The following is a 25,665-nucleotide window of genomic DNA, read 5'->3' as shown; positions in this document are numbered from 1 at the left end:
GCACATTTGTACCAAAATCGATGAACCCCCACAAGCGCGGGCGCGATGGCGTCAGACGCGGCGGCGCCCACCCCGCCCGATCAGCACGCCGACCCACGCGGCGAACGTCCCCACCACCACGGTCACCGCCCCCCACCACAGCAGCGACAGATCGGCGGACTCCACCGCGAGCGCGCTGTACGTCGTGAAGCCGCCGAGGACACCCGTCCCGAAGAACAGCTGCGCCCGCTGAGCGCGGGTGGACATCGGCATCCGGGCGCGGATCCCGAACAGGATGCCGATCGCGAACGCCCCCACGACGTTGATGAGCGGAACGAGTGCGGGGCCGAGGTCGGCCGAGAGCGCCAGGGTGAGGCCGGCGCGCACCGCGGTGCCGATCGCGCCGCCGACGGCCACCGAGACGAGATCGCGCCAGGACACCACGGACGACACCCTACGCCCGCCGACGCACATCCCGTGATGAATACCCCCGGGGGTATCTGTTAGGGTGGGTGCGACGAAAGAAGGAGAACGACATGTGTCGAGCCGTCACCTGCCGCACCTGCGGAAAGACCACCTGGGCCGGATGCGGCCAGCACATCGACATGGTCATGGCCGGGGTGCCCCGCGCCGACCGCTGCCCGGGCCATGAACGCGCGGAGAGCGGCGGGCTGTGGGCGCGTCTGTTCGGACGGTGACCGTGCCCCGCACCGTCATCGTCGGCGGCGTCGCGGGCGGGACGTCCGCCGCGACGCGCCTTCGCCGACTCGACGACGACCACGAGATCGTCGTCGTGGAGCGCGGCCCGTACGTGAGCTTCGCGAACTGCGGCCTGCCGTACTACGTCGGCGGCGAGATCGCCGATCGATCCGCACTCCTCGTGCAGACGCCCGACAGCCTGCGCAGCCGGTTCGCGCTCGACGTCCGCGTGCGACACGAGGTCGTCCGCATCGACGCGGCCGCCCACGCGGCACACGTGCGCGACCTCGACACCGACGTCGTCGAGACGCTCGTCTACGACCACCTCATCCTTTCGCCGGGGTCCGTGCCCGTCGATCCGCCGCCCGCCGACGACGACGCGGTCCCCGTCCTCACCCTCCGCACGGTCGACGACGTCGACCGCATCGTCTCCCGGCTCGATGCGGGCGCGACGCGCGCCGTGGTGGCCGGCGGTGGATTCATCGGCCTCGAAGCCGTCGAGAACCTCACGCGCCGCGGCATCCGGGTCTCGCTCGTGCACCGCGGAGCGCACCCCTTCCGTCCGCTGGACGCCGAGATGGCCGGGCCCCTGATCGAAGAGCTGCGGCAGCACGACGTCGACCTGCACCTCTCCGATGAGATCTCCCGAGTGACCTCCACCGGCGTCGCCCTGGCCTCCGGCGCGCGGATCGACGCCGAGGTGGTGATCGACGCGCGGGGAACCCGCCCCGACACGGCACTGGCCGCGGCCGCGGGGCTCACGCTCGGACCCACGGGCGGCATCGCCGTCGATCCGTGGCAGCGCACCTCCGACCCGCGGATCCTCGCCGTCGGCGACGCCGTGGAGAAGATCGATGCGGTCTCGGGCGAAGCGGGGCTGGTCACGATGGCGGGTCTCGCCAACCGCCACGGCCGCACCGCCGCCGACGTCATCGCGCTCGGGGCGGATGCCGTCGATCCCGCCGACGCGGCAACGGGCGTGGCGATCCTCCGCGTTTTCGATCTCGTCATCGCCAGCGTGGGGGCCGGCGAGGCGCGCCTGCGAGCCGAGAATCGACCGCACCGCGTGCTGCACACGCACCCCACCGATCACGCCGGCTACTTCCCCGGCGCCGAACGCATGGCGATGAAGCTCCTCGTGGACCCGGCGGACGACGGCATCCTGGGCGCCCAGATCGTCGGCGGCCACGGCGTCGACCGTCGGATCGACGTGTTGTCCCTCGCGATGCAGACCGGCGTGCGCGCCTCACGGCTCGCCCGCCTCGAACTCGCCTATGCCCCGCCGTTCGGGTCGGCCAAGGACGCGGTCAACCAGATCGGGTACGTCGCCGACAACGTCCGCGGCGGCCTGACCCGCACGATCCAGTGGCACGAACTCGACGCAGCGATCGCCGGCGGAGCGACCGTGATCGATGTCCGCACGCCGACCGAAGTCGCCGCGGGAGCCATCCCCGGCGCCCTCAGCATCCCGCTCGACACCCTCCGCGCGGGCGACGTCGCGCTCCCCGACGGGCCCCTCGTCGTACACTGCCAGGTCGGACAGCGTGGACACACGGCCGCACGGCTGCTCACCGCGGCCGGGCACGACGTCCGCAATCTCGACGGCGGGTACCTCACGTGGCTCGCCGGCCGCACCGCCACCGCCACCGCCACCGAGGGGATCCGCTCGTGACCGAGACCGACGCCGAGACAATCCGCAGAACCGCCAACCGCCTCAAGCGCGCGCGCGGTCAGCTCACCGCCGTCATCGAGGCGATCGAGGCGGGGGGCGACTGCCGCGCCGTCGTGACGCAGCTGGCCGCGGTCAGCAAGGCGATCGACAGGGCGGGATTCGCGGTCGTGAGCACGGCGATGCGGACCTGCCTCACCGACGACGACGCCGCTGCGCAGGACGACGATCGCCTGTCCCTCGAGGACCTCGAGAAGCTCTTCCTGACCCTGGCCTGAGTCACTCCCCCAGGATGAGGCGCCGGATCGCGGCATCCTTCGATCCCCCCAGCTCCATCGTGCGGCCGCGCCGGTAGAGGGAGAACACCCGCGGATCGATGTAGCTGGAACGCGCGACGGCGGGGGTGTTGCCGAGCGCGTCCGCCGCGGCGCGGACCGCCGCGAGCTCGACCTTCTTGCGCTCGTTCTTCGTCGGGGCGACTCCGGCTTCCGCCAGCGCTTCCGCGGCCAGGATCGTGCCACGGAGAGTCCGGAAGTCCTTGGCGCTGAACGGACCGCCGGTCAACGCCCGCACGTACGCGTTCACATCGCCCGGCGTCAGGGGCACGCGACGACGTCCGCGTCGGTAGCTGAGCAGGGCGGCACGGGAACGCCCCGTGGCGAGCTCCGACATCAGGGCCGCGACCTCGGCGTCCTGGAGCGACAGCTCCGCGCGCTTGCCGCTCTTCGCGGGGAACGACAACCGGATGAGATCGCCCTCGACCGTGGCATCCCTCCGCTGGAGGGTCGTGAGTCCACGGCTGCCGTTCGTCACGAAGTACCGGGCGTTGCCCACGCGCGGGGCGACCTGGTCGAGCAGACGGAACGACACCGCCAGCACGCGCTCGCGATCGACGTCCGACCGGCGCAGCGACTGCGTGACGCGGGCACGTGCCCGCGGCAGGGCCTCGGCGAGCTGCAGAGCACGGGCGAACTTGCCCTTGTCGCGCCCCTTCGACCAATCCGCGTGATACGTGTACTGCCGCCGCCCCGCCTCGTCGGTCCCGACCGCCTGGATGTGGGCGTTCGGCTCCTTCGCGATCCACACCTCGCGCCAGGCGGGTGGGATGACGAGCCCCCGGGCGCGCTCCGCCTCGCGCTCGGGGACGGCGGAGCCGGTGTGGTCGACGAAGCGGAATCCGGAGCCGGACCGGACACGGCGGAACCCGGGGTCCTCATAGGGCCGGACCCGGACGAGACGCGCCACCGTCAGTGGGAGCGGAGCATGTCGATCAGCTCCGCCTTCTTCTTGCCGGAGTACCCGGTGATGCCCAGTTCCTTCGCGCGCTTCTTCAGCTCGTCGACCGTGCGGTCCTCATAGTCCTCCGCATGTCCCCCGCGGGAGCCGACCGCGCTCCGCCCCTGCGCGGCGGCGGCGTTCGAGATGCGCGCGGCCTTCTCCTTCGAGTCACCCTGCTTCCGCAGCTCCTCGTAGAGATCGGGGTCTTTCAGGCTGTTCGATCCTCGCCCCTGGGGCATGGTCGTCTCCTTCCGTGGGATGCCCCGACGCTACGACCCGCCCACCCGGCCCCGGAGCAGGCTTGACAGAGCCGACCCTCCCGCTCCGCGTCGCCCCGCGGCGGCTAACAGCGAATTTCCAGAAACGTCAACCCCCCGGCCCGGATCGGCACGCGGTGGGAACGTGGAGGTCAACCACTCGCCGGTTGCCGCGTGAGCGGACACAGCAAGGAGTCCCCCATGAACATCTTCCTGATCATCATCATCATCGCCGCGATCGTCATCGCGATCTTCAGCGGCCTGGGCCAGGCTGCGAGCTTCCTGCTCTGGGTCGCCATCATCGTCGGCCTCATCGCCCTGATCGTGCTGCTCTTCCGCCTGATCAGCGGCCGCAAGCCGGTTTAACCCCCGAGAGGAGCGCTCGCGTTTCGGGTGCACGAGCCTCCTCATCCCCCCGCGGGTTCGCCCGCCCCGGATGCCACGTCCTTCCCCCAGGACGTGGCATCCGTCGTTTGCGGGGCGGGCGCGAGTCCGGGTCGCGTCCGGGCGTTGTGCCGCGTTCTGGGCGCCACTTCACGTGAACCGGCCGAGTACACGCGTCATGCCCGCCCAGAGCGTGTCCGCTCGACCAGATCACGTGAAGTGGATGCCAGGGACGCCGCCTCTTGACGCAGACGCGATATATCGTGATACTCGAAGTAACGCGATATATCTTGAGTTAGGGGATCGCCATGGAGAAATGGATCGTCCACCCGGGCGAGACGCGCGTCATCGACGTCGACGGACTGCGGGAACTGAAGATCGGCCTCGTCGGGGGCCAGGTCGACGTCATCGCCCACGACGACCCCGGCGCCCGCATCGAGGTGCACGGCGTCACGGTCAAAGACCTGCGCATCGAGATGGTCGACGGCCGGCTCGAAATCGACCACCCGCAGCTGCGCTGGGACAACTTCCTCGAAGTGTTCCGCAACTTCGGCGCCGGCGGTCCCAAGGCCGAGGTGAGCGTCGCCGTCCCGCGCACGGTCGCCCTGACGCTGGGCGTCGTCAGCGCCAGCGCGCTCGTGTCGGGCCTGCGGACGGATGCCAAGCTCAACACGGTCTCGGGCGACATCATGGTCGACGGGCTCGTGGGCGACGTCAGCCTCAACGCCGTCTCGGGCGACGTGCAGGTGCGCGAGCTCCAGGGCGCCCTCACCGCCAACAGCGTCTCCGGCGACATCGCCGCGACCGGCGCCGTCACGAAGGCCTCGATCGACACCGTCGCGGGCGCCCTGCTCGTGGACTCCACCGGGACGGTGCAGTCGATCAGCCTGAACTCCGTCAGCGGCTCGGCGACGATCCGCCTCGACCGCGGCCTCCCCGCGAACTACGTCGCGCGCTCCGTCAGCGGACGCGTGCAGATCGACGGCAGCGTGCGCTCGGGCTCGGGCCCCACCAACTACACGGGATCGACCGGCGCGCTCGCGGGGTCCTTCGTCGACGTGCGGGCGAACACCGTCTCGGGTGAGATCACGGTCCTCCGCCGCGGCGTGTCGGGGCTGCGTCCCGACGAACTCGCCGGAGAGGAGGAATGGTGATGAGCCCCGTCTTCTCCCACGGCGACCTGCGCCTTTACATCCTCAGCCTGCTCGCCGAAGCTCCGCGCCACGGCTACGACCTCATGCAGGCCCTGACCGAGCGCACCGGCGGCACCTACTCGCCCTCGGCCGGCACCATCTACCCGCGGCTCGCGAAGCTCGAGGAAGAGGGGCTCGTGACCAAGACGGTCGACGGACGCAAGACCGTCTACGAGATCACCGACGCCGGCCGCGCAGAGGTCGCCGCGCGCGAAGGCGACCTCGAGGGCATCCAGGCGGGTCTGGCCGACAGCGTCCGCCTCATCGCCGACGAGGTCCGCGGGAGCGTCCGGGATGCCATGCGCAGCCTCCGCGCCGACCTCGCCGCCGCATCGCGCGACGAACGCGAGCAGGCCGACCGGAGCCCCGCGCACGACCCGCGCGCCCTCAGCCGGGAGCAGCTGCATCGTGCGGATGCCGCGATCACCGAGTTCCGTGGTCGGGTCCGCTCCGAACTGCGCTCGCACGTCGCGCGCGGCGGCGAACTCACGGCATCCGGCGTGGATGCCATCGAGTCCGCGCTGCAACAGGCCTCGGAGGCCGTCGCCCGCGCGGTCCGCGGCTGAGGATCACTCCCAGACGAGGTCCTCATCGGGCGCGAGCGGCTCACCCAACGGGACGACCAGCACCGGTCGTCGCTGTCGATGGGTGAGCCGCGCGGCGACCGACCCGGTGAGGAACTCGCGCAACGACTCGCCGAGTCCACGCTTACGGGTACCCACCACCAGGAGCGACGCGTCCAGCTCGTCCGCGAGGTGGATGAGGGCGAGGGCGGGGTCGCCGATCACCTGGCGCACCGTCCACGACACCTGCGCGTCGGCCAGCGCGGAGTCCGCCGCGGCCTGCACGTCGGAGAGCGCAGCCGCGGCCGCCGCTCCCGCGACATCGACCGTGGAGGGACTCACGTAGCCGTCGGGATCCTCGAAGGCGACGAACCGCGTCGTGTCGACATGAGCGACCACGAGATCCGCGCCGGCGAGCGCGGCCTGCCGCGCTGCGGCCCGCAGAACCCGCGGGGACTGCCCCGGGACGACACCCGCGATCACCACGCCGGCCCGCTTCGGGGCGGTGCTGTCGTCTGCCATCGTGGCTCCTCTGCTCGAGCGGCGCGGCCCCCGCGGACCGACGGCAGGCGGGGGCGGAAAGCACCGTGATATCCTGGCTGTTACTCTTACCGGCTCGGTCCGGAACCGCAATACGCAGGGCCCACAGCATGGCCCTCGACGTCGATCGTGAGGGGGTCTCGCATGGGGCGTGGCCGTCAGAAGGCGAAGAACACCAAGATCGCCCGTGAGCTGAAGTACGACACCTACTCGGTGAACTACTCCGCTCTCGAGCGCGAACTCGGTGCACCCGAAACGGGTGAAGACGCGTACGTCGACAAGTGGGCCGACCAGTACGCCGACGAGTACGAAGACGAGAAGGCCTAGCCCTCGTCACCACGCTCGACCGTGGCGGCGTTCCCACGCCTCCTCGATCGTTTCCGAGCGCGCCACGACGATGGCCGCAGGCACGACGATCGCGATGACCCCGCCCAGGACGATCAGTCCCGCGGCCCATCCGCCGGTCAGTTCGTGGGTGACCCCGATCGCGAGCGGAACCAGCGCCGCCAAGGCGTAACCGAGGCTCTGCACGAACCCGCTCAGCGCGACCGCCGTCTCGTGCGAACGGGTGCGCAGGCCGAACAGCACCAGCACCATCGGGAACATCAGCGGCGGCAGCCCGATCAGGACGACCCACAGCACCGTGGCGGCACCCGGAGCGAAGAGCAGCCCCGCGACCCCGACGAGACCGCTGGCGACGGCGAGGACGTAGAACGGGGTGGTCCGACGCAAGCGGGCGACGAGCAGCGGCACCACCAGTGACACCGGCAGACCCATGAACGAGAACAGGGCGAGCAGACTCCCGGCGGTGGCCGCATCGACCCCGGCGGTGTCGATGAGGATCGTCGGCAGCCACGCGAACATGCCGTAGGCGACGGACGAGTTCACCGCGAACGTGATCACCAGCGCCCACGCCTGCGGTACCCGCATGACGCGCGAGAGCACCGAGGCACGCGGCTCTTCGACGATGTCGTCACGGCCGGCCCGAGCCCGCAGGCTCGTCACCACCCAGGGCACGACCGCCGCGACCGCCACGAAGGCCCACACCGCGAACGACCCGCGCCATCCGATCGCGCCCGCGAGCGGTACGGCCACCAGCGGCGGAGTGAAGGTGGCCACCGCCATCGTCGTCGTGTACACCGTGGTCATCAGCCCGACGCGGGCGGGGAAGTACTTCTTCACCACCGCCGGGATGAGCACGTTGGCGACACCGACCGCCGCGAACACCCCCGCGGTCGCGGCGAGGAGCGTCCAGGCATCCACAGCCACCGCCCGCAGGCCGAGCGCAGCCGCTGCGGCCACCGCCGCGATCAGGACGAGGCGCTCGAGTCCCACCCGACGTTCGATGACGGGCGTCACGACCGCCGACAGCGCGAAGGCCGCCGGCGGCGCCATGCCGATGAGACCGACGACCGCCGCCGGCAGCGCGAAGTCGCGCGAGATCACGGTGAGCAGCGGTGACAGGGAAGCCACGGCGATCCGCAGCGTCAACGCGAGCAGCACGATCGCGGCCGCGGCCCACACGACCGTCCCGCTGCGGCGCGGGGTCAAGACTCCTGGCTGCCCTCGACCCAGGCGAGGTATTCGTCCGACACCGTGCCGGTGACGTAGCGGCCGTCGAAGCAGCTCATGTCGAGGTCGACGAGGTCGGTGCCCTCCATGATCGCGGCCTTGAGGTCGTCGACCTCCTGGTACACGAGGTAGTCGCAGCCGAGTTCCTCGGCGATCTGCGGGATCGTGCGGCCGTGCGCGACGAGCTCCTGCCGCGACGGCATGTTGATGCCGTACACGTGCGGGTACCGGACCGGCGGGGCCGCCGACGCGAACGTGACGCTCTTCGCACCGGCATCCCGCGCCATCTGGATGATCTCGCGGCTGGTCGTGCCGCGCACGATCGAGTCGTCGATGAGGAGGACGTTCTTGCCCTGGAACTCGGTCGACATCGCGTTGAGCTTCTGACGCACGCTCTTCTTGCGGATCGCCTGGCCGGGCATGATGAAGGTGCGGCCGACATAGCGGTTCTTGTAGAAGCCCTCGCGGTACTCGATGCCCAGCTTGCGCGCCACCTGCATCGCCGCCGGTCGCGACGAGTCGGGGATCGGCATGACGACATCGATCGAGTCGTGCGGGGTGTACTTCGCGATCGTGTCGGCCAGGCGCTCGCCCATGCGCAGGCGCGCCTCGTACACCGAGATGCCGTTCATGACGGAGTCGGGGCGAGCGAGGTACACGTACTCGAACGAGCACGGCGCGAGCGTCGGGTTCTGCGCGCACTGCTGCGCGTGGAGGGTGCCGTCGAGCGTGATGAAGACGGCCTCGCCGGGCTCGACGTCGCGGACGATCTCGAAGCCGGCGTTCTCGAGCACGAGCGACTCGGAGGCCACGACCCATTCCTCGCGGCCGTCGTCCCCACCCGCCGGGCGCTTGCCGAGGATGAGGGGACGGATGCCGAACGGGTCGCGGAACGCGAGGAGACCGTAGCCCGCGATCAGGGCGATCGTGGCGTACGAGCCCTCGACGCGCTCGTGCACCCGGGCGACGGCGCGGAACACCTGCGCCGGGTCGAGGTCGGGGCCGGAGATCTCGGACTGCAGTTCGGAACCGAGGATGTTCACCAGGAGTTCGGTGTCGGAGCTGGTGTTCAGGTGCCGGCGGTCCTTGTGGAACAGCTCGCTGGTCAGCTCGCGCGTGTTCGTGAGGTTGCCGTTGTGCACGAGGACGATGCCGTAGGGCGCGTTGACGTAGAAGGGCTGCGCCTCTTCTTCGCTGGAGGCCGTGCCCTTCGTGGCGTACCGCACGTGGCCGAGACCGATGTCGCCGAGCAGCGCGCGCATGTCGCGCGTGCGGAACGCCTCACGCACCTGGCCGCGGGCCTTGTGGATGTGGAACACCCCGCTGGACTCGGCGGTGGCCATGCCCGTGGAATCCTGCCCGCGGTGCTGGAGGAGCAGGAGCGCGTCGTAGATCTCCTGGTTGACCGGGCCCTGCCCGGCCATGCCGACGATGCCGCACATGGGGGGTTACTTCGCTCCGTTCGCCGGGTGACCGGCATCCGCGTACGAGCCGACCAGGCGCACGGCGCCTCCGTCGACGCCCTTCGCGCCCTGTTCGAACTCTCCGTCGGGGCGCGCGTCGTCGCGCACCACACCGACCTGCCACGTGTCGATGCCGTCGGCCGACAGCGCCGCGATCGCCGCGTCGGCGACCTCGGGGGCGACGACCGCGAGGAAGCCGATGCCGAGGTTCCACGTCCCCTCGGTCGCGGTCAGCTCGAGCCCGCCGAGGTCGGCGAGCACCCGGAACACCGGCGACGGGCTCCAGGTCGAGCGGTCGACGTCGACCCAGGTGTTCTGCGGCAGCACGCGCGCGAGGTTCGCGGCGATGCCTCCGCCCGTGACGTGGCTGAGCGAGTGGATGCCGGAGCCCACCGCCGCATCGCCGAGCAGACGCAGCAGCGGCGAGGTGTACAGACGCGTGGGTTCGAGCAGCGCCTCGCCCCACGTACCGCCGAGCTCGGCGGAGGCGGAGCCGTACGTGATGCCACGGCCGGCGACGATGTGACGGACGAGCGAGTACCCGTTGGAGTGCAAGCCGCTCGAGGCGAGGGCCAGGACGACGTCGCCGCCCCGCACCCGATCGGCGCCGAGCACGCGGTCGGCCTCGACGACGCCCGTCGCCGCCCCCGCGACGTCGTAGTCGTCGATGCCGAGGAGACCGGGGTGCTCGGCGGTCTCGCCGCCCACCAGAGCGGTGCCCGTGGCCGCGCAGCCGCGCGCGATCCCGGCGACGATGTCGGCGATGCGCGTCGGCACGACCTTGCCGCACGCGATGTAGTCGGTCATGAAGAGCGGACGCGCCCCCACCACGACGATGTCGTCGACGACCATGCCGACGAGGTCTTCGCCGATGGTGTCGTGCTTGTCGATGGCCTGCGCGATCGCGACCTTCGTGCCGACGCCGTCGGTGCTGGTCGCCAGCAGCGGGCGGGCGTAGTCGCGGAGCGCCGAGGCGTCGAAGAGGCCGGCGAAGCCGCCCACTCCGCCCAGCACCTCGGGGCCGTGCGTGCGCTTCACGGCCGACTTCATCAGTTCGACGGCGAGGTCGCCCGCGGCGGTGTCGACGCCGGCAGCGGAATAGGGGTTTTCGTGGGGAGCGGAGGCCACGGCAACAGACTACCCGCAGGATCCGACACGCTCCCCGCGTCGCCGCTCGATCGCGGGGTGGGGCGCCTGGGTCCCGGGGGAGGAGATTCGGCGAAGGGAGGACGGCATCGACATCCGGCATCCTCCCCTCCCCGAATCTCCTCCTCCGCGAGCCTCAGCGGGCTCGATGGAGACCCTGGGCGATGGCGGACATGATGGCCTGCTGCACCGACGGCCAATCGCCGATGAGCTGGTGGTACCCCACCCGGATCATGTGGTAGCCGTTCAGCGCCAGAAGGGTGTCGTGCCGGACGTCGGCCTCGCGCTGGGATCCGACGTGGTGACCCCCGTCGGCTTGGACGACGAGCCTCTCGCCGATCAGGAGGTCGACGCGGTGCTCGAGTATCCAGGCCTGGGCGGTCAGCCGCACGCCGAGCCACCGGAGACGCTCGATGAGGAAAGTCTCGAGCCCCGAATCCGCGAGCGGAGTGGCCCGCGCCGCAAGGTCGAGTCCACGGCTCGTGAGCGGGTACCGTCGCATCTCTTCGAGGGTGACCAGCTTCTTGTTCAACGCCGAGTTCCAGACCGCGAGCGCTTGTTCGTCGGGGAGGCAGCCGCTCACGACACCGAGCACGTTGACCACGTCGTCCACCAGATGCTCCGGATGCCGAGGGACGAGGGGCCGACACCGGTGGACCCGAGTCTCCGACGCGACGGAGATGCGGCCCGCGTGCGGGGGCGCCGCGACGTGGATCGCGCCCGTGGACAAGACCCAGAGGCCGTGCCGGACGGCCGCCGTCGAGCACGCCAACGTCACTCCCGCTCGCGCGGCGGCGGCGAGGAAGGGATCCGCGTCGGGAACGGCGACCCATCTCCGGCGAAGGCGGACCAGGGCACCCGCCGACACCGCCGCGGCGATCGTGCCCGCAGACACTCCGTCTCGGTGGAGTACGGCAGAGGCGACGACACCGCCCCGACTGCGCACGCGGACGACGAGTTCGTCGATGCGGAGGGAGATGCGGGGGTTCACGGCGCCAGAGTGCCCGACCGATCGCGTCCCGGGGCGCGCCGCGTCCGAAACCTGTGGATGGCAGCGCTGGGGAGGAGGGGTGGGCGTTGCGTGACGGGAGGAGATTCGGGGAGCGGAGGATGCCGCATCCGGTTGCTGTCCTCCCCTCGCCGAATCTCCTCCTCTGCGGGGGCGACGCCGGACGCAAGGCCCGCCCCGGCGGGTCGCCCCCGTCCCTACAATGGCGCCATGACGGGCGGCCAGCCGGAGTGGGTGATCCGCGAAGACGCGGCGATCCCGGTGCTCATCGCGCTCTACCTCCGTCAGGTGTGCGGCATCCGTTCCCCGGAGGAACTGCCCGCGCTGCGCCGGGTTCCGGGGTACGACGGCGCCGCACGTCCCGACCCCGAGCAGGCGCTCCTCGAGCGGGAGTGGCGGGAGTACTGGGCGATGAGCGTCGAGCCGCTGGCGCACCCCTCGCCCGTCCCGCTCGAGCTGGTCGACGGGTTCGACGACCTGCTCGCCCTCCCGGTCGGTCGGGCCGAGGCGCTGCGCGCGGCGATCGCCCCGTACGCCGCCGACGCGCGGGAGTTCGCCCGGCTGGCGCACGCGCGCTACGGGGCCGAGGGAGCGGCGCGACCGGGCGTCTCGTACCGCGCGTACGCCAGTGCGATCGCGGTGCACGAACGCCGGGTCGGCCGACGTGCGCACTCGTTCGAGCTGAACGTGCAGGTGCTTCCGCTCGCGCAGCGGGGCGTGTGGTGGATCGGCTCGCTCACCGTCGCGGTGACCGACGGCCTGCGCAGCGACGTCGTCGCCTTCGACGCCGCCATCCACCCGATCATCGCCGAATTGGCGTGACCGACCGCCGTCAGTAGCGGTAGCGTTCGTGGTCGACGGCGACGTCGCGGACCTTCCGGCCCACGACCCGCTCGAAGATGAGCGCCGCGATCGCCCCGAGGGTCGCTCCGATGACGATGCAGATGAGCGCGGTGAATCCGAAGACCTGCAGCTGCGAGTAGACGACGTTCGTATACGGGCTCAGATCGGAGCCGTCGATCGCGAACGTGAGGATGAGGGCGGCCAGGATGCCGAGCACCGCACCGGCGGCCAAGAACACGCCGTACTTCGGGGCTCGCCGCACACGCAGCGTGACGATCTCCTCGTGCACGAGGGGCTTGCGTTCGGGGGCGGGCTGCTCAGCCATGCTCACATTGTCCCACCGCCGCGGAGCCGACGGGTCGCCGATGGTGCGATGTCGAGATCACCGGCGGCGCGGACTGCGGCGGCACCGCCGGATCACGGCCGCAGCGGCAGCAGCGCGCTGAGGTCGGCGCGGACGCCGGAGGCGACGATCCGGCCCGCGGCCGCGGCATCCGCCCAGCTCTCGGCGCCCGTGGCGACGGCGATCCAGGTGGCGGCGTCGGTCTCGACGACGTTGGGCGGTGTGCCCCGCGTGTGCCGGGGTCCTTCGATGACCTGGACGGCGCCGAACGGCGGCACGCGCATCTCCACCGAATTGCCCGGCGCCTTCTCGACCAGCAGCTGCAGCAGGTATCGGACCGCGGTGGCGGTCGCCGTTCGGGGCGCACCGCCCGCGGCGACGGCGGCGAGCGCGGCGCGGCCGTCTCCGGTCTCGATACGGCGGGGAGGCATGGCATCCACGGTACCCGCGGGGCGGATCGGCGAGGGCGTCGGTTGAGTGTCCAAGACACGCCGATGGGGCGGCGCGGTGTCCGCGTGTCTCGGACACTCGACGAGAGGGGCCGGACGCCGGGCGGGCGGTGTCCGGGGCGCTCGCTAGGCTGGCGGCGTGAGAATCCTGGTCCTCGGTTCGGGCGCGCGCGAGCACGCCATCATCCTCGCCCTGCGCTCCGAGGAGGTCTCGCACGCGATCTACGCCGCCCCGGGCAACGCCGGTATCGCCCGCGACGCCCACGTCGTCGACCTCGATGCGAACGATCCGGTCGCCGTCACCGAGTTCGCCAACACCGAAGCGATCGACCTCGTCGTGATCGGCCCCGAGGCTCCGCTCGTCGCGGGCGTCGCCGACGCGCTCCGCGAGCGCGGCATCCCGGTGTTCGGTCCGGGCAAGGCCGCGGCACAGCTGGAGGGGTCGAAGACCTACGCGAAGCGGATCATGGATGCCGCGGGCGTGCCGACCGGGCGAGCCGTGCGAGCCCGTGATCTCGCGGGGGTCGAGGCGGCCCTCGACGAGCTGGGCGCCCCCCACGTGGTCAAGGCCGACGGCCTGGCCGCGGGCAAGGGCGTCATCGTCACGTCCGACCGCGCCGCCGCCCTGGCCCACGCCGAGGCGTATCTGCCCACCGGTCCCGTGCTCATCGAGGAGTTCCTCGCCGGCCCCGAGGTCTCGCTCTTCTTCCTCAGCGACGGCGACCGGGTGCTCCCCCTCAGCCCCGCCCAGGACTTCAAGCGCCTCCGCGACGGTGACGAGGGGCCCAACACCGGCGGGATGGGGGCGTACTCCCCCCTCCCGTGGCTGCTCGAACGCTTCGGCGGCGAGGAGGAGTTCGTCGATCAGGTCACGCGCGAGGTGGCCGAGCCCGTGATCCGGCAGATGGACGCCGAGGGCACGCCGTTCATCGGGCTGCTGTACGCCGGGCTCATCCTCACCGAGGCGGGCGTGAAGGTCATCGAGTTCAACGCGCGCTTCGGCGACCCCGAGACGCAGGTCGTGCTTCCGCGCCTCCTCGACCCGCTGTCGACGCTGCTCATGGCCGCCGCGTCCGGCACCCTGGAAGATCAGCCGCGCCCCGCGTTCGCGGAGGCGACCGCCGTGACGGTCGTGCTCGCGAGCGAGGGCTACCCCGAGGCGCCGATCACCGGTCGCGTGCTCACCGGACTCGACGAGGCGGATGAGGTCGACGGTGTGCACGTCGCCCACGCCGCCACGGCCCTGCGCGACGGTCGGCTGCACGCCACCGGGGGCCGCGTTCTCAACGTCGTGGCCCTCGGCACGACGTTCCGCGAGGCCCGCTCCGCGGCCTACGAGGCACTGGGCATGATCGGGCTCGAGGGCGGCCAGTACCGCACCGACATCGCCGCCCGCGTGGTCGAGGACTGACCCGGAACCTTCCGCGGCCTCTCGCCCCGGCATCCGGATCCGACTACCGTGTGCGCATGGTGGACCGGGATGCCATGACGCGGGCGCACGCGATCTTCGACCCGATCGCGGAGCGCCTGTGCGCGTTGCCCGACGTCGACATGGGTCGGATGTTCGGCACCGAGGGCGTCCGCGTCCGCGGGAAGGTGTTCGCGTTCGTCGCCCACGAGGGGGCGCTGGTCGTGAAGCTTCCCGAGCAGCGCATCGGCGAACTCACCGCCGACGGGGTCGGGGCCCCGATGGTCATGCGGGGGCGCCCGCTCCGGGAATGGGCCGAGATCTCGCCCGACGCCGGGGAGACGTGGGCCGCGGTCATCGACGAGGCGCATCGCTTCGTCGACTCGATCACGCCCTGACGCCGCGCGGGGCGCCCCGCAAGATCGCCGAGGTGAACGCCGCGCGGCTACTCGCCGGCCGCGGCCGGGGCCCCCTGCGCGGCCGCACCCTGCGCGGCCGGGGCACCCTGCACGGCCGGGGCACCCTGCGCGGACGCACCCTGCGCGGACGCACCCGCGGCGGGCGCCGCGTCGCGCGGGGCGCCGTGGGGGCGGATCATCGACGGACGCTGCATGAACAGCACGGCCACCAGGCCCACCGCGATGACGATGATCGGCAGCAGCAGCGACTGCCCCATCGCCTGCGAGAACGGGCCGACGACCTGCGGCGGGAGCGCCCCGGAGCCGAAGCTCGCACCGGCATCCGCGGCGCCGGGCAGGTTCGCCTCGAGACGGGCCTGCATGAAGGCCGCGATGGATGCCGAGCCGATCACCGACCCGACGGTGCGGGTGGTGTTGTAGATGCCGGCACCGGCCCCCGCCTGCCGTGGCGGCAGGTTGCGCGTCGCGGTCGTGGCGAGAGGACCCCACATACCGGCGTTTCCGATGCCCATGAGGGCCGAGGGGATGAGGAAGGCCCAGATCGGGGCGTCGTTCAGGATGAGCGCGGTGTAGATGCCGAGCGATCCGCCGACCAGCACCAGACCCGGGACGAGAAGGAAGCGCGGGTCGGTGCGGTCGAGCAGCTTGCCGGCGAACGGGGCGAGCACGCCCGACAGGATCGCGAGCGGGACCAGCAGGAGCGCCGATTCGGTGGGAGTCAGACCGCGCGCGAGCTGCAGGTAGAACATCTGCGGCAGCGCCATGCTCGTGACGGTGAAGCCGACGGCGGCGATGGCGATGTTCGCGATCGAGAAGTTGCGGTCGCGGAACAGGTCGAGCGGCACGAGGGGCTCGCCCTTGCTGCGGGCCTGCGTCCACACGAACAACGCCATGACGACGACGCCGGCGGCGACCATCGCCCAGATCCAGGCAGCCCAGTCGAAGTGCTCGCCCTCCTGCAGGCCGAACACGATGAGGAACAGACCGACGGCGCTGAGGACGACCCCGAGGATGTCGAACTTGTGCGCGGTGCGCGGCAGCTGCGGCACGAGGATGAGCGCGGCGATGAAGCCGATCACGCCGACCGGGATGTTGATGAAGAAGATCCACTCCCAGCCCAGCCCGTCGACGAGCAGTCCGCCGGCGAGCGGGCCGACGAGGGTGGCGACGCCGGCCGTGGCACCCCAGAGACCCATCGCCGCGCCGCGGTTCTGCGGCGGGAAGGTGCGGGTGATCACGGCCATCGTCTGCGGGGTCATGAGCGCTGCGCCCAGGCCCTGCACCGCCCGGGCGATGATGAGCACCTCGAGGGTCGGAGCCAGGCCGCAGGCGAGCGAGGCGAGGGTGAAGATCGCGAGACCCGTGAGGTAGACGTTCTTCGGCCCGAAGCGGTCGCCCAGGCGCCCGGTGATCAGCAGCGGCACCGCGTAGGTGAGCAGGTAGGCGCTGGTGACCCATACGACGTTGTCGAGGTTGTTGGTGCTCGGGTCGAGGGCCGCTTTGATGGCGGGGTTCGCGACCGAGACGATCGTGGTGTCGACGAGGATCATGAAGAAGCCGATGACCAGCGCCCAGAGGGCGGGCCACGGGCTGCGCGCGGGAGTGCCGTGCGCCCCGGTTCGGGGGGATGCCGCGGAGGCGGCGCGGGAGTCGGTCATGCGTGGGCTTCTTTCGCGAGGCGGTGCTTCGACGTGATGTGTTCGGGGATCTCGGCGACGCCCCAGGCGAGGGAGCGATCGGCGAGACGCGCATGCAGGGCGTCCTGCCATGCGAGTTCGGCGTCGAGCAGAGCGGACTGCCGCTGCAGCTCGACGAGGAATTGCTCGGGGGTGCCGCGCTCCGCGGAGTCCGCGAGGCCGGCGTGGTGCTCGTCGACGGAGGCGACGAGCAGAGCGCGACGCTGATCGAGCAGGGCGATGACCTCGTCGCGCTCGAGGTTGTGCGCCTCCGACAGGGCGACACGGAAGTCGCTCGGCCGTTCGATCTGGGGCAGCTCGGCCCGCACCCACTCCTCGACCGCGAGGCGTCCCGCCTCGAGCAGCGTGTAGGTGGTGCGTTCGGGGCGGTTCCCGTCGCGGTCGACGCCGACCTCGGCGAGCAGACCATCCCGTTCGAGGCGCGCGACCGTGTGGTAGATCGTGCCCTTCTGCAGCGGCACGAGACGGTCGTCCTTGCGCTCGCGCAGCAGACGCAGCAGCTCGTACGGGTGCATGTCGCCCTCCCGCAGGGTCGCGAGGAGCATGACCGCGAGCGGGGTGAGTCGCGTGATGTCCGGCATCCACCCTCCATGGTCCGTGTCGACTAGTCCACATGGACTATATCGCACGAACGGCACGAGAGGGCGCGCGAGATGAATGAACGTTCGGTGTCCAGGACACGCGGATGCGTTCGCCCGGTATCCGCGTGTCTTGGCGACTCGAACCGGAGCGGGGCCTGGGACGCGGGATGCCAGGAATCGGGGCGTCAGCCGACCGGGGCGTCGTGCTCCGCGCGGTGACGTCGCCACCGGGCGGGGAGGCCGAAGATGCCGCGGCGATTGGCCTCCTCGACCTCCAACCCGTAGTGCTCGGCGATCTGATCGCGCAACCGGGCTCGCTCCGCTCTGTCGTACGCCTTCAGCTCGCGCCGGAAGGCGACCACGGTGGCCCAGCAGATCGCGAGCAGCACGAGACTGAACGGCAGCGCGATACTGATGGCCGCCGCCTGCAGGGCGGTGAGTCCGCCCGCGATGAGCAGCGCGAAGGCGATCACCGAGGTCGCGAGGGTGAAGAACACGCGGGTCCACCGCGGGGGCTCTTCCTCGCCACCCGTGGCGATCATGCTCATGACGAGAGCGCCGGAGTCGGCGGACGTGATGAAGAAGATGCCGATCAGAAGCAGGAACCCGACGACGAGGAACACCGACCCCGGCACGGTCTCGAGCATCTGGAACAGCGCCGTCGAGACGTCTACCGTGCCGTCCGGCCCGACGAAGGACGCCGAATCGGTGAGTTCCGCGTAGATCGCCGAGCCCCCGAGGACGGTGAACCACAGGATGCCGACGAGCGTGGGCACCAGGATCACGCCGGTGACGAACTCGCGCACGGTCCGTCCGCGCGAGATGCGGGCGATGAAGATGCCGACGAACGGCGCCCACGAGATCCACCAGCCCCAGTAGAAGGCAGTCCACGCGCCCTGCCACGCGACGCCCGCGTCGCCCGCGTAGGCGCTCGTGGTGAACGACAGGCCCACGAAGTTCTGGATGTAGTTGCCGATGGACTGCACGGCGTCGCGCAGCAAGAACTCCGTCGGACCGGCGAACAGCAGGTAGAGCATCAGCACGCCCGCGAGGACCAGGTTGAAGTTCGACAGCCACTTCATCCCGCGACCGACGCCCGAGAGCACCGAGAACAGGACGAAAGTCGTGATGACGCCGATGAGGATCGCCTGGCTGAGGATCGACGGGGATACCACGCCGAGGAACTCCAGGCCCGCGCTGATCTGGATCACGCCGAGACCGAGCGACGTCGCCACACCGAACAGAGTGCCGACGAGCGCCGCGACGTCGACCGCGTTGCCCCATCCGCCCTGCACGAGCCGGGCGCCGAGGATCGGTTCGAGCGCCCACCGGATCGTGCGCGGACGCTGGCGACGATGGAAGGCATAGGCGAGCGCGAGGCCGATCACGACGTAGATCGACCAGGCGTGCACGCCCCAGTGCAGGAACGTCTGCGACATCGCCTGTTGCGCGAGCTGCGTGGGCGTCCCCTCCACCCCCGGACGCGGGGAGGTGAAGTGGCTGAGGGGTTCGCTCACGCCGTAGAACACCAACCCGATGCCCATGCCCGCGGCGAAGAGCAGCGAGAACCACGACAGCGTCGAGAACTCCGGTTCGTCGTCGTCGCGCCCGAGCTTGATACGGCCGAACCGGCTGAAGCCCATCGTCAGGGCGAAGACGACGAAGAACGCCGCGATCAGCACGTAGTACCAGTTGAAGGCCGAGACGATCGCCGTCTGCACCGCGCCGAACGTGACCTCGGCGGCGGCGGGGAAGAACAGGGCGAACGCGATGAACACCAGCGCGATGGCGGCCGCGGGCCAGAACACCCACCTCTGCAACGTGCGCGGGGAGCGGTCCGCGGGGGGATCGATGGATGCCTCGGTGTCGGTCGCCTCGGTCATCCTCCGACCGTAGCGGGGTGGCCCCGCGACGCAGGGGGGCGGGCGCGGACCGCCTCGATGTGACAAAATCCGCGCCCTCCGGGCCGTCGCCGGGCGAGCTGACCCGCGATAATGAGCGGGTGATCCCCGCTTCCCCCCTCGCCCTCGACGGCTGGCGCCACGTCTATTCGGGCAAGGTCCGCGACCTGTACGTCCCCGCCGACACCGTCGAGGGGGCCTCCCCCGCGCATCTCCTCGTCGTCGCGAGCGACCGGGTCAGCGCCTTCGATCACGTGCTCAGCCCCGGCATCCCCGACAAGGGTGTGCTGCTGACGACGCTGAGCCTGTGGTGGTTCGACCTTCTCGCCGGCTCCGACGGGGGGCGTGGCATCCCGAATCATCTCGCCGCCGACCACGTGCTCCGGGGCGACGACAGCGTCGAGCTGATCCCGGATGCCGTCCGCGGACGCGCCATGCTCGTCCGGTCGCTCGACATGCAGCCGATCGAGTGCGTGGTGCGCGGCTACCTGACCGGGTCGGGCTGGGCCGAGTACCAGGCGTCGCGCACGGTGTGCGGCATCCCGCTCCCCGACGGTCTCACGGACGGCGACCGTCTTCCCGAGCCGCTCTACACCCCGGCGTACAAGGCGCCGATGGGCGAGCACGACGAGAACATCACGTACGAGCGCTCCGTCGAACTCGTCGGCGAAGAGACCGCGGCTGCGCTCCGCGACCTGTCGCTGGAGATCTACCGCCGCGCCGCCGCGGTCGCCGAGCGGCACGGACTGATCCTCGCCGACACGAAGTTCGAGTTCGGCTACGACGCCGAGGGCGTTCTCACGCTCGCCGACGAAGTGCTGACGTCGGACTCGTCGCGGTACTGGGATGCCGAGGCCTGGCGCGCCGGCTCGACCCCCGCCGAGCGCATGGCGAGCTTCGACAAGCAGATCGTGCGCGACTGGCTCGCCGCGAACTGGGACAAGCAGGGCGAGCCGCCCGCGCTGCCCGACGACATCGTGACGCGCACCCGCGCCCGCTATGCCGAGCTGCTGTCGCGCCTGACGTCCTGACGCCGGCGTCGTCCCGCGTCGCGCCCGGCGGTGCACCCGCCCGCGAGACCGCACCCGTTCGCCGAAACCGCACCGGATAGACGACCACACGTTGCGTTCTCGACAAAGGCCTACGTTTTCGGCACCCATCCCCCATCCCCACCGCGAGGAGACCACATGTTCCGCTGGAAGCTGCACGGGAACGGACGCACCGTCGCGCCGGGCGCGGTCGTCGCGCCGGGCGAACGACTCAACTGGGGCGCGACGATCGCGATCGGGCTGCAGCACGTCATCGCGATGTTCGGCGCGACGTTCCTGGTGCCGGTGCTCACCGGATTCCCGGTGTCGACGACGCTGCTGTTCTCGGGCGTCGGGACGCTGCTGTTCCTCCTCGTCACCCGCAACCGGCTCCCCAGCTACCTCGGGTCGTCGTTCGCGTTCATCGCGCCCGTCACCGCGGCGACCGCGATCGGCGGCACCGGTTCCGCCCTCGCCGGCATCGTCGCCGTCGGCATCCTGCTCGCGCTCATCGGCGTGGTCGTGCAGTTCGCCGGTCTCGGCTGGGTCGACAAGGTCATGCCGCCGGTGGTCGCCGGCGCGATCGTCGCGCTGATCGGCTTCAACCTCGCGCCGGTCGCGTGGTCGAACTTCCAGAAGCAGCCGCTCCCCGGCACGATCACGCTCGTCGCGGTGATCCTGTTCAGCGTGCTGTTCCGCGGATTCCTCGGGCGCATCTCGATCTTCCTCGGCGTCATCGTCGGCTACGTCGCGACGGTCCTGATCCAGGCCGCATCGGGCGAGACGCTCATCGACTTCGCGCCCGTCGAGGCCGCGCCGTGGATCGGCCTGCCGGAGTTCCACCTCGCCGATTTCACGACACCGCAGACCTGGTCGGTGATCGCGATGTTCCTCCCCGTCGTGCTGGTGCTCGTGGCCGAGAACGTCGGGCACGTGCGGGGCGTGGCGGCGATGACGGATGCCACGGCCAACCGCTCCACCGGACGCGCGCTCATCGCGGACGGCGTCGCCACGACGCTCGCGGGAACGTTCGGCGGCTCGGGCACGACGACGTACGGCGAGAACATCGGCGTCATGGCGGCGACCCGCGTGTACTCGACGGCGGTGTACTGGGTCGCGGGTCTCACCGCGATCGTGCTGAGCCTGTCGCCGAAGGTCGGGGCGGTGTTCAACACGATCCCCGCGGGCGTGCTCGGCGGTGTCACCACCGCGCTGTACGGCCTCATCGGGATCATCGGCATCAAGATCTGGGTCGACAACCGCGTCGACTTCTCGCGCCCCGTCAACCAGTACACGGGTGCGGTCGCACTGGTGCTCGCGATCGCCGGGTTCACGATGCAGTGGGGCGACTTCCAGCTCGGCGCGATCGTGCTCGGCGCGGTCGCCGCGCTCGTGATCTACCACCTCGGCAACGCGATCGCCCGCGCACGCAAGACCGGCGCCGACGACGGCGGTCCGATCCCCGCGGTGGGCCCGCTGGGCGGCGACCCGTCCTGACGCCCCGGGCGGGTGGCATCCGCGCGCGTCAAGCGTGCCGCCGCCGCACCGCGACCCGCCCCGCGGCATCCCTGTCCCGCCACTTCACGTGATCTGGCCGAACGTACCCGTCGTGGTCGACCACCACGGGTGCGCTCGACCACTTCACGTGATCCGGCGCCGCACACCCCGGCACCGGGCGTTCGCGCAGCCCGGGTAAACTGGAACAGGCGTGTCGGGAAGTCTGGTCGACGACCGTGTCGACGACCCCGAATGGATGCCATGAACGAAACTTCCCTGCGCGCACCGAGCTGGCCGGGCTATCGCGAGGTCCACCGCGTCACCACCCTGCTGCGCCGCGAGTCGGTCGGCGGGATGCTGCTCGTCGTCGCCGCGATCGCGGCGATCATCTGGGCGAACTCCCCCGCCGCGGACGCGTACTTCGCGCTGCGCGACCTGCGCTTCGGGTACGAGCCGTGGCACCTCGAGCTGAGCGTCGGCGCGTGGGCCGCCGATGGGCTGCTCGCGATCTTCTTCTTCATGGTGGGCCTCGAGCTCAAGCGCGAGATCGTCGCGGGGAGCCTTCGGCGCTTCAGCACGGCGATCGTGCCGATCACTGCTGCCGCAGCCGGCGTCGCGATGCCCGCGCTGATCTACGTGCTCGTGGTGTCGTCGCAGCCGAGCCTGCTCGCCGGCTGGGCGATCCCCGCGGCGACCGACATCGCGTTCGCCGTCGCCGTGCTCGCCCTCGTCGGTTCGCACCTGCCCGGCCCCCTGCGGATCTTCCTTCTGACCCTCGCGGTGGTCGACGACCTCATCGCGATCGCGATCATCGCGCTGTTCTACACCAGCGACATCTCACTGCTCCCGCTGGCGGTCTTCGCGGTCCTCGTCGTGATCTACGGCACCATCGCGCATCTCGGTCGTGCGTGGTTCGCACGGCACGCGTGGGCCGCGTGGGTGGTGCTGCTGCCGATCGGCTTCGCGGCCTGGGCGTTCCTGCACGCCTCGGGCGTACACGCGACGATCGCCGGCGTCGCCCTGGCCTTCACGATCCCGGTCGCCCCGTCGAAGCGCAAGCCCGAGATCCGGGGCATGGACCTCGCCGAGCAGTTCGAACACCGGTTCCGTCCGCTCTCGGCAGGTATCGCGGTGCCGATCTTCGCGTTCTTCGCCGCGGGAGTCGCGGTGGGCGGCGGCGAGGGCCTGGCCCGCGCCATCATGGACCCCGTCACGATCGGCGTCGTCGCGGGTCTCGTGCTGGGCAAGCCGCTCGGCATCCTGCTCGGGGTCCGCATCCTCACGCTCGTGACGAAGATACGTCTCGACCCGGCGCTGAAGTGGATCGACCTCGCGGGCGTGGGCCTTCTCGCGGGCATCGGCTTCACGGTGTCGCTGCTCATCGCGGAGCTCAGCTTCCCCGCGGGTTCGGAGCACACCGACGACGCGAAGATCGCGATCATGGTCGCGTCGCTGCTGGCATCCGTGCTGGCGGCCAGCGTCCTGCTCGTCCGCAACCGTCGCTACAAGCACCTCGCGGCGGAGGAAGAAGTGGATGCCGACGGCGACGACGTCCCCGACGTGTACCAGCAGCCGCTCCCCCGCGACCGCTGAGACGGTGAGCGTCAGCCGTAGATCTGCGCGGCGATGTCGGACAGCCAGGCCCGCGCGTTGACGTTCACGGTCTCGAGGTAGATCCAGACGTCGTCGCGCGCGACGACGACGTCTTCGCTGGTCGCCGCGTCACCGGGGCGCATGCAGTACTGCGCGCCGAAGTCCTGCGCCGCCTGGCACTGGTACCCCTCGGATGCCAGCTGCTGGAGGCCCGTCGAGACGTCGGCGTCGGTGGCGGTGCTGACGATGATGAGGACCGCTGCCGCTTCCTCTTGGATCCAGTTGCACGACAGCTTCGTGGTGGCGTTCGGAGGCGAGGGCCGGACGAATCCGTCGGCGTGCTGCGCCGTGAGCCCGCCGACGGTCTCGGCCCGGCTGCTCGCCGTGCCCAGGTCGTCGCAGGACGCCGGGATGTTGGCTGCGGCGCTCGCCGGGGTCTCTGACGGGGTGGGGGTCGGGGTCGGCGTCGGGGTCGCGACGGTGACCGTGGGTGTCGCGGATTCCGACGCGACGGGGGTCGCCTGTTCGGGTACGCAGCCGGCCAGGGCTGCGATGGCCACCAGGGCGGCCGCGGCGGCAACGCTTCTCCATCGACGCATCGTCGATCCTCTCGACACCGGCGCGGGTTCGGGTACCCGCGCGCTCGATAGCGCTCACAGTATCGGCTGACGGCGGCGTTCGCCCGACCGGTCCTGATCGGATCGGCGGGGTCAGGCGGAAGCGCGCTCGATGATCTCCGTCGGCAGGATCGCGGTGTTCGCCGTCGCCCGACCCGCGAGCACGTCGAGCAGCATCGTCGCCATCTGGCGCCCCTGGTCGCGCGAGGGCTGCCGCACGGTGGTCAGTGCCGGAACGAGCGAGGTCGCGACGGCCGAGTCGTCGAACCCGATGATCGCGATGTCGCGCCCCGGCTCGTGCCCCTGCTCGCGCAAGGCGGTGTAGGCGCCCCGGGCCATGAGGTCGCTCGCGACGAACAGCGCCTCGGGAAGATCCCCGGATGCCAGGATCCTCCGCATCGCGGCGGCGCCACCGGCCTCGGTGAACTCGCCGTCCTCGACGGCCGCGGGCGCGAGGTCCGCCTCGGCGAGCACATCGCGGAAGCCCTGCAGCCGGTCGATGCCCGCGGGCATGTCGGCGGGACCGGCGACCGTCGCGATGCGGCGGTGGCCCCGTTCGAGGAGGTAGCGGGTGGCATCCCGCGCGCCCCGCACGTTGTCGACGTCGACGTAGTGGTCGGCGGGGCGCACGCGTGCGGGGCGTCCGCCGAAGACCACGGGCACGGTGTCGGCCAGGCGGTCGACGAACGTGTCGCTGGTGTGGTGCGAGGCGACGATGGCGCCGTCGACACTGCCTCCGCGGAGGTATCCGAGGGCCTTGGCGCTGGCGTCGTCGCTCGCGATGAGCATGTTCATCACGTAGTCGGACTCGCCGATGACCTGCGAGATCCCGGCGACGATCGAACCGAAGAACGGGTCGCCGAAGAACCGGTCGGTGTCTTCGGGGATGACGAGCGCGATCGCGCGCGTCTGACGGCTGGCGAGGGAGCGGGCGGCGCGGTTGGGGACGTACTGCAGCTCTTCGATCGCGCGGCGGACCGCTTCGAGCGCCGAGGGCGAGACGGAGGTCGAGCCGTTGACGACGCGTGACACGGTGGAGCGGGAGACCCCCGCCCGGGCGGCGACTTCTTCGATGGTGGCGGCACCGCGCACAGGGGTCAGTGACATCGGTCTCCTCCCGGACTCTGCGACGCGACGACGCGCCGGATCAGTCCCGGCGACGTTGCGAGCGTACTCCTCCGGAGGGTCCGGGATGCCGCTCCCCCGCGGCCACGAGGGCGTCTTTCAGCGCCCGGGCCGACGGGAAGCCGGAGCGGGCCGCGATCTCGGCCAGATCCGCGGCGCCGTCGGCGGCCAGGAGGTCGCGCGCGAGGCGGAGCCGGTGGCCCCTGAGCACCGCCGCCGGGCTCTCGCCGCGCCGCTGGAACAGGCGTTCCAGCCGACGGCGGCCGACGCCGATGCGCGTGGCGACATCGAGGACCGACAGGTCCGCGCGGGCGGCCTCGGACTCGAGGATCGTCCGGGCCCGCGTGTAGAGCCGGACGTCGTCATCCGCCGGGCGGGCGTACCGATCGGACAGGGCGCGGGCCTCCGCCCG

The 25,665-nt window shown here is 71.1% G+C and carries 29 protein-coding genes; 13 read left to right on the top strand and 16 right to left on the bottom strand.

Features of this window, described 5'->3' with window-relative positions:
- Window positions 1-51: 51 nt before the first annotated feature.
- Window positions 52-423: a CrcB family protein gene (locus BGO45_RS15730; protein WP_254845559.1), complete on the bottom strand. Its 372-nt coding sequence runs from the start codon at window positions 421-423 to the stop codon at window positions 52-54.
- Window positions 424-515: 92 nt separating this feature from the next.
- Here BGO45_RS15730 and BGO45_RS15725 point away from each other — a divergent pair, with 92 nt between their 5' ends.
- The 3 genes from BGO45_RS15725 to BGO45_RS15715 are packed head-to-tail and all read left to right on the top strand — an operon-like array spanning window position 516 to window position 2,625.
- Window positions 516-677, top strand: a complete 162-nt coding sequence (locus BGO45_RS15725) for a hypothetical protein (protein WP_292696007.1) — start codon at window positions 516-518, stop codon at window positions 675-677.
- The gene (locus tag BGO45_RS15720) at window positions 674-2,350 is read left to right on the top strand and encodes an FAD-dependent oxidoreductase (RefSeq protein ID WP_292696004.1); all 1,677 of its coding nucleotides are present in this window, start codon (window positions 674-676) and stop codon (window positions 2,348-2,350) included. The genes BGO45_RS15725 and BGO45_RS15720 overlap by 4 nt, the downstream gene beginning before the upstream one ends.
- Complete coding sequence (locus BGO45_RS15715) at window positions 2,347-2,625, top strand: metal-sensitive transcriptional regulator (RefSeq protein WP_076492142.1); 279 nt, start codon at window positions 2,347-2,349, stop codon at window positions 2,623-2,625. Before BGO45_RS15720 ends, BGO45_RS15715 begins: the two co-directional genes overlap by 4 nt.
- Before the next feature lies 1 nt (window position 2,626).
- On the opposite strand, the gene BGO45_RS15710 is transcribed toward BGO45_RS15715, so the two are convergent.
- Both BGO45_RS15710 and BGO45_RS15705 read right to left on the bottom strand, forming a co-directional pair.
- Entirely contained in the window at window positions 2,627-3,592 is a 966-nt protein-coding gene (locus BGO45_RS15710; RefSeq protein WP_292695999.1) for a DNA topoisomerase IB, read from the bottom strand.
- A gap of 2 nt (window positions 3,593-3,594) precedes the next feature.
- Window positions 3,595-3,864, bottom strand: coding sequence for a Rho termination factor N-terminal domain-containing protein (locus BGO45_RS15705; RefSeq protein ID WP_292695996.1), 270 nt, complete (start codon window positions 3,862-3,864; stop codon window positions 3,595-3,597).
- Window positions 3,865-4,083: 219 nt separating this feature from the next.
- Between BGO45_RS15705 and BGO45_RS15700 the strand changes: the two genes are divergently transcribed.
- The 3 genes from BGO45_RS15700 to BGO45_RS15690 all read left to right on the top strand — a co-directional run bounded on the left by BGO45_RS15700 (window position 4,084) and on the right by BGO45_RS15690 (window position 6,025).
- A complete protein-coding gene (locus BGO45_RS15700) occupies window positions 4,084-4,248 on the top strand; it encodes a hypothetical protein (RefSeq protein ID WP_292695993.1) in 165 nt (54 codons plus the stop codon).
- Between the two features lie 320 nt (window positions 4,249-4,568).
- A complete protein-coding gene (locus tag BGO45_RS15695) occupies window positions 4,569-5,420 on the top strand; it encodes a DUF4097 family beta strand repeat-containing protein (protein ID WP_076492147.1) in 852 nt (283 codons plus the stop codon).
- Entirely contained in the window at window positions 5,420-6,025 is a 606-nt protein-coding gene (locus BGO45_RS15690; protein ID WP_292695991.1) for a PadR family transcriptional regulator, read from the top strand. Before BGO45_RS15695 ends, BGO45_RS15690 begins: the two co-directional genes overlap by 1 nt.
- 3 nt (window positions 6,026-6,028) lie before the next feature.
- Here BGO45_RS15690 and BGO45_RS15685 read toward each other — a convergent pair whose 3' ends face one another.
- Entirely contained in the window at window positions 6,029-6,544 is a 516-nt protein-coding gene (locus tag BGO45_RS15685) for a universal stress protein (RefSeq protein WP_292695988.1), read from the bottom strand.
- Between the two features lie 162 nt (window positions 6,545-6,706).
- On the opposite strand from BGO45_RS15685, the gene BGO45_RS15680 reads away from it, so the two are divergent.
- Window positions 6,707-6,889: a DUF3073 domain-containing protein gene (locus BGO45_RS15680; RefSeq protein WP_076492157.1), complete on the top strand. Its 183-nt coding sequence runs from the start codon at window positions 6,707-6,709 to the stop codon at window positions 6,887-6,889.
- Between the two features lie 6 nt (window positions 6,890-6,895).
- Here the strand turns inward: BGO45_RS15680 and BGO45_RS15675 are convergent, their stop codons facing one another.
- From BGO45_RS15675 to BGO45_RS15660, 4 genes are all read right to left on the bottom strand, one after another.
- On the bottom strand, window positions 6,896-8,113 hold the full coding sequence (locus BGO45_RS15675; RefSeq protein WP_292695984.1) for a CynX/NimT family MFS transporter: 1,218 nt from the start codon (window positions 8,111-8,113) through the stop codon (window positions 6,896-6,898).
- Complete coding sequence (gene purF, locus BGO45_RS15670) at window positions 8,110-9,576, bottom strand: amidophosphoribosyltransferase (protein WP_292695981.1); 1,467 nt, start codon at window positions 9,574-9,576, stop codon at window positions 8,110-8,112. The genes BGO45_RS15675 and purF overlap by 4 nt, the downstream gene beginning before the upstream one ends.
- Window positions 9,577-9,582: 6 nt before the next feature.
- Window positions 9,583-10,725, bottom strand: coding sequence for a phosphoribosylformylglycinamidine cyclo-ligase (purM, locus tag BGO45_RS15665; RefSeq protein WP_076492165.1), 1,143 nt, complete (start codon window positions 10,723-10,725; stop codon window positions 9,583-9,585).
- Between the two features lie 154 nt (window positions 10,726-10,879).
- Complete coding sequence (locus BGO45_RS15660) at window positions 10,880-11,734, bottom strand: endonuclease domain-containing protein (protein ID WP_292695976.1); 855 nt, start codon at window positions 11,732-11,734, stop codon at window positions 10,880-10,882.
- 228 nt (window positions 11,735-11,962) lie between these two features.
- Here BGO45_RS15660 and BGO45_RS15655 point away from each other — a divergent pair, with 228 nt between their 5' ends.
- Entirely contained in the window at window positions 11,963-12,574 is a 612-nt protein-coding gene (locus BGO45_RS15655) for a zinc-binding alcohol dehydrogenase (RefSeq protein ID WP_292695974.1), read from the top strand.
- 10 nt (window positions 12,575-12,584) lie between these two features.
- Here the strand turns inward: BGO45_RS15655 and BGO45_RS15650 are convergent, their stop codons facing one another.
- The gene (locus tag BGO45_RS15650; protein WP_076492171.1) at window positions 12,585-12,920 is read right to left on the bottom strand and encodes a potassium transporter Trk; all 336 of its coding nucleotides are present in this window, start codon (window positions 12,918-12,920) and stop codon (window positions 12,585-12,587) included.
- Between the two features lie 92 nt (window positions 12,921-13,012).
- Window positions 13,013-13,369 (bottom strand): sterol carrier family protein, encoded by a 357-nt coding sequence (locus BGO45_RS15645; protein ID WP_076492174.1) that lies wholly within the window; start codon window positions 13,367-13,369, stop codon window positions 13,013-13,015.
- A 157-nt stretch (window positions 13,370-13,526) separates the two neighbouring features.
- Here BGO45_RS15645 and purD point away from each other — a divergent pair, with 157 nt between their 5' ends.
- The gene (gene purD / locus BGO45_RS15640) at window positions 13,527-14,798 is read left to right on the top strand and encodes a phosphoribosylamine--glycine ligase (RefSeq protein WP_292695969.1); all 1,272 of its coding nucleotides are present in this window, start codon (window positions 13,527-13,529) and stop codon (window positions 14,796-14,798) included.
- A gap of 56 nt (window positions 14,799-14,854) precedes the next feature.
- Window positions 14,855-15,193 carry a TfoX/Sxy family protein gene (locus BGO45_RS15635; protein WP_292695967.1) on the top strand — a complete coding sequence of 113 codons (339 nt, stop codon included), beginning with the start codon at window positions 14,855-14,857 and terminating at the stop codon, window positions 15,191-15,193.
- Window positions 15,194-15,240: 47 nt separating this feature from the next.
- Here the strand turns inward: BGO45_RS15635 and BGO45_RS15630 are convergent, their stop codons facing one another.
- From BGO45_RS15630 to BGO45_RS15620, 3 genes are all read right to left on the bottom strand, one after another.
- Window positions 15,241-16,872 (bottom strand): DHA2 family efflux MFS transporter permease subunit, encoded by a 1,632-nt coding sequence (locus BGO45_RS15630; RefSeq protein WP_292695964.1) that lies wholly within the window; start codon window positions 16,870-16,872, stop codon window positions 15,241-15,243.
- Window positions 16,869-17,492 carry a PadR family transcriptional regulator gene (locus BGO45_RS15625; RefSeq protein ID WP_292695962.1) on the bottom strand — a complete coding sequence of 208 codons (624 nt, stop codon included), beginning with the start codon at window positions 17,490-17,492 and terminating at the stop codon, window positions 16,869-16,871. The genes BGO45_RS15630 and BGO45_RS15625 overlap by 4 nt, the downstream gene beginning before the upstream one ends.
- A gap of 185 nt (window positions 17,493-17,677) precedes the next feature.
- Window positions 17,678-19,375, bottom strand: a complete 1,698-nt coding sequence (locus tag BGO45_RS15620) for a BCCT family transporter (protein ID WP_292695960.1) — start codon at window positions 19,373-19,375, stop codon at window positions 17,678-17,680.
- Between the two features lie 119 nt (window positions 19,376-19,494).
- On the opposite strand from BGO45_RS15620, the gene BGO45_RS15615 reads away from it, so the two are divergent.
- The 3 genes from BGO45_RS15615 to nhaA all read left to right on the top strand — a co-directional run bounded on the left by BGO45_RS15615 (window position 19,495) and on the right by nhaA (window position 23,511).
- Window positions 19,495-20,424, top strand: coding sequence for a phosphoribosylaminoimidazolesuccinocarboxamide synthase (locus BGO45_RS15615; protein ID WP_292695958.1), 930 nt, complete (start codon window positions 19,495-19,497; stop codon window positions 20,422-20,424).
- A 156-nt stretch (window positions 20,425-20,580) separates the two neighbouring features.
- Window positions 20,581-21,918, top strand: coding sequence for a solute carrier family 23 protein (locus BGO45_RS15610; RefSeq protein WP_292695956.1), 1,338 nt, complete (start codon window positions 20,581-20,583; stop codon window positions 21,916-21,918).
- A gap of 261 nt (window positions 21,919-22,179) precedes the next feature.
- Window positions 22,180-23,511 carry a Na+/H+ antiporter NhaA gene (gene nhaA, locus BGO45_RS15605; RefSeq protein ID WP_292695955.1) on the top strand — a complete coding sequence of 444 codons (1,332 nt, stop codon included), beginning with the start codon at window positions 22,180-22,182 and terminating at the stop codon, window positions 23,509-23,511.
- 11 nt (window positions 23,512-23,522) lie between these two features.
- Here nhaA and BGO45_RS15600 read toward each other — a convergent pair whose 3' ends face one another.
- From BGO45_RS15600 to BGO45_RS15590, 3 genes are all read right to left on the bottom strand, one after another.
- On the bottom strand, window positions 23,523-24,110 hold the full coding sequence (locus tag BGO45_RS15600) for a hypothetical protein (RefSeq protein WP_292695953.1): 588 nt from the start codon (window positions 24,108-24,110) through the stop codon (window positions 23,523-23,525).
- A gap of 111 nt (window positions 24,111-24,221) precedes the next feature.
- Window positions 24,222-25,235 (bottom strand): LacI family DNA-binding transcriptional regulator, encoded by a 1,014-nt coding sequence (locus tag BGO45_RS15595; protein WP_292695950.1) that lies wholly within the window; start codon window positions 25,233-25,235, stop codon window positions 24,222-24,224.
- A 40-nt stretch (window positions 25,236-25,275) separates the two neighbouring features.
- The coding region (locus BGO45_RS15590; RefSeq protein WP_292695948.1) for a helix-turn-helix domain-containing protein at window positions 25,276-25,665 on the bottom strand (390 nt) is incomplete at its 5' end.

The organism is Microbacterium sp. 71-36 (assembly GCF_001898305.1).
Lineage (GTDB): Bacteria > Actinomycetota > Actinomycetes > Actinomycetales > Microbacteriaceae > Microbacterium.
Note: the sequence above shows the minus strand (reverse complement) of the source record. Positions and strands in the feature narration are given on the sequence as shown.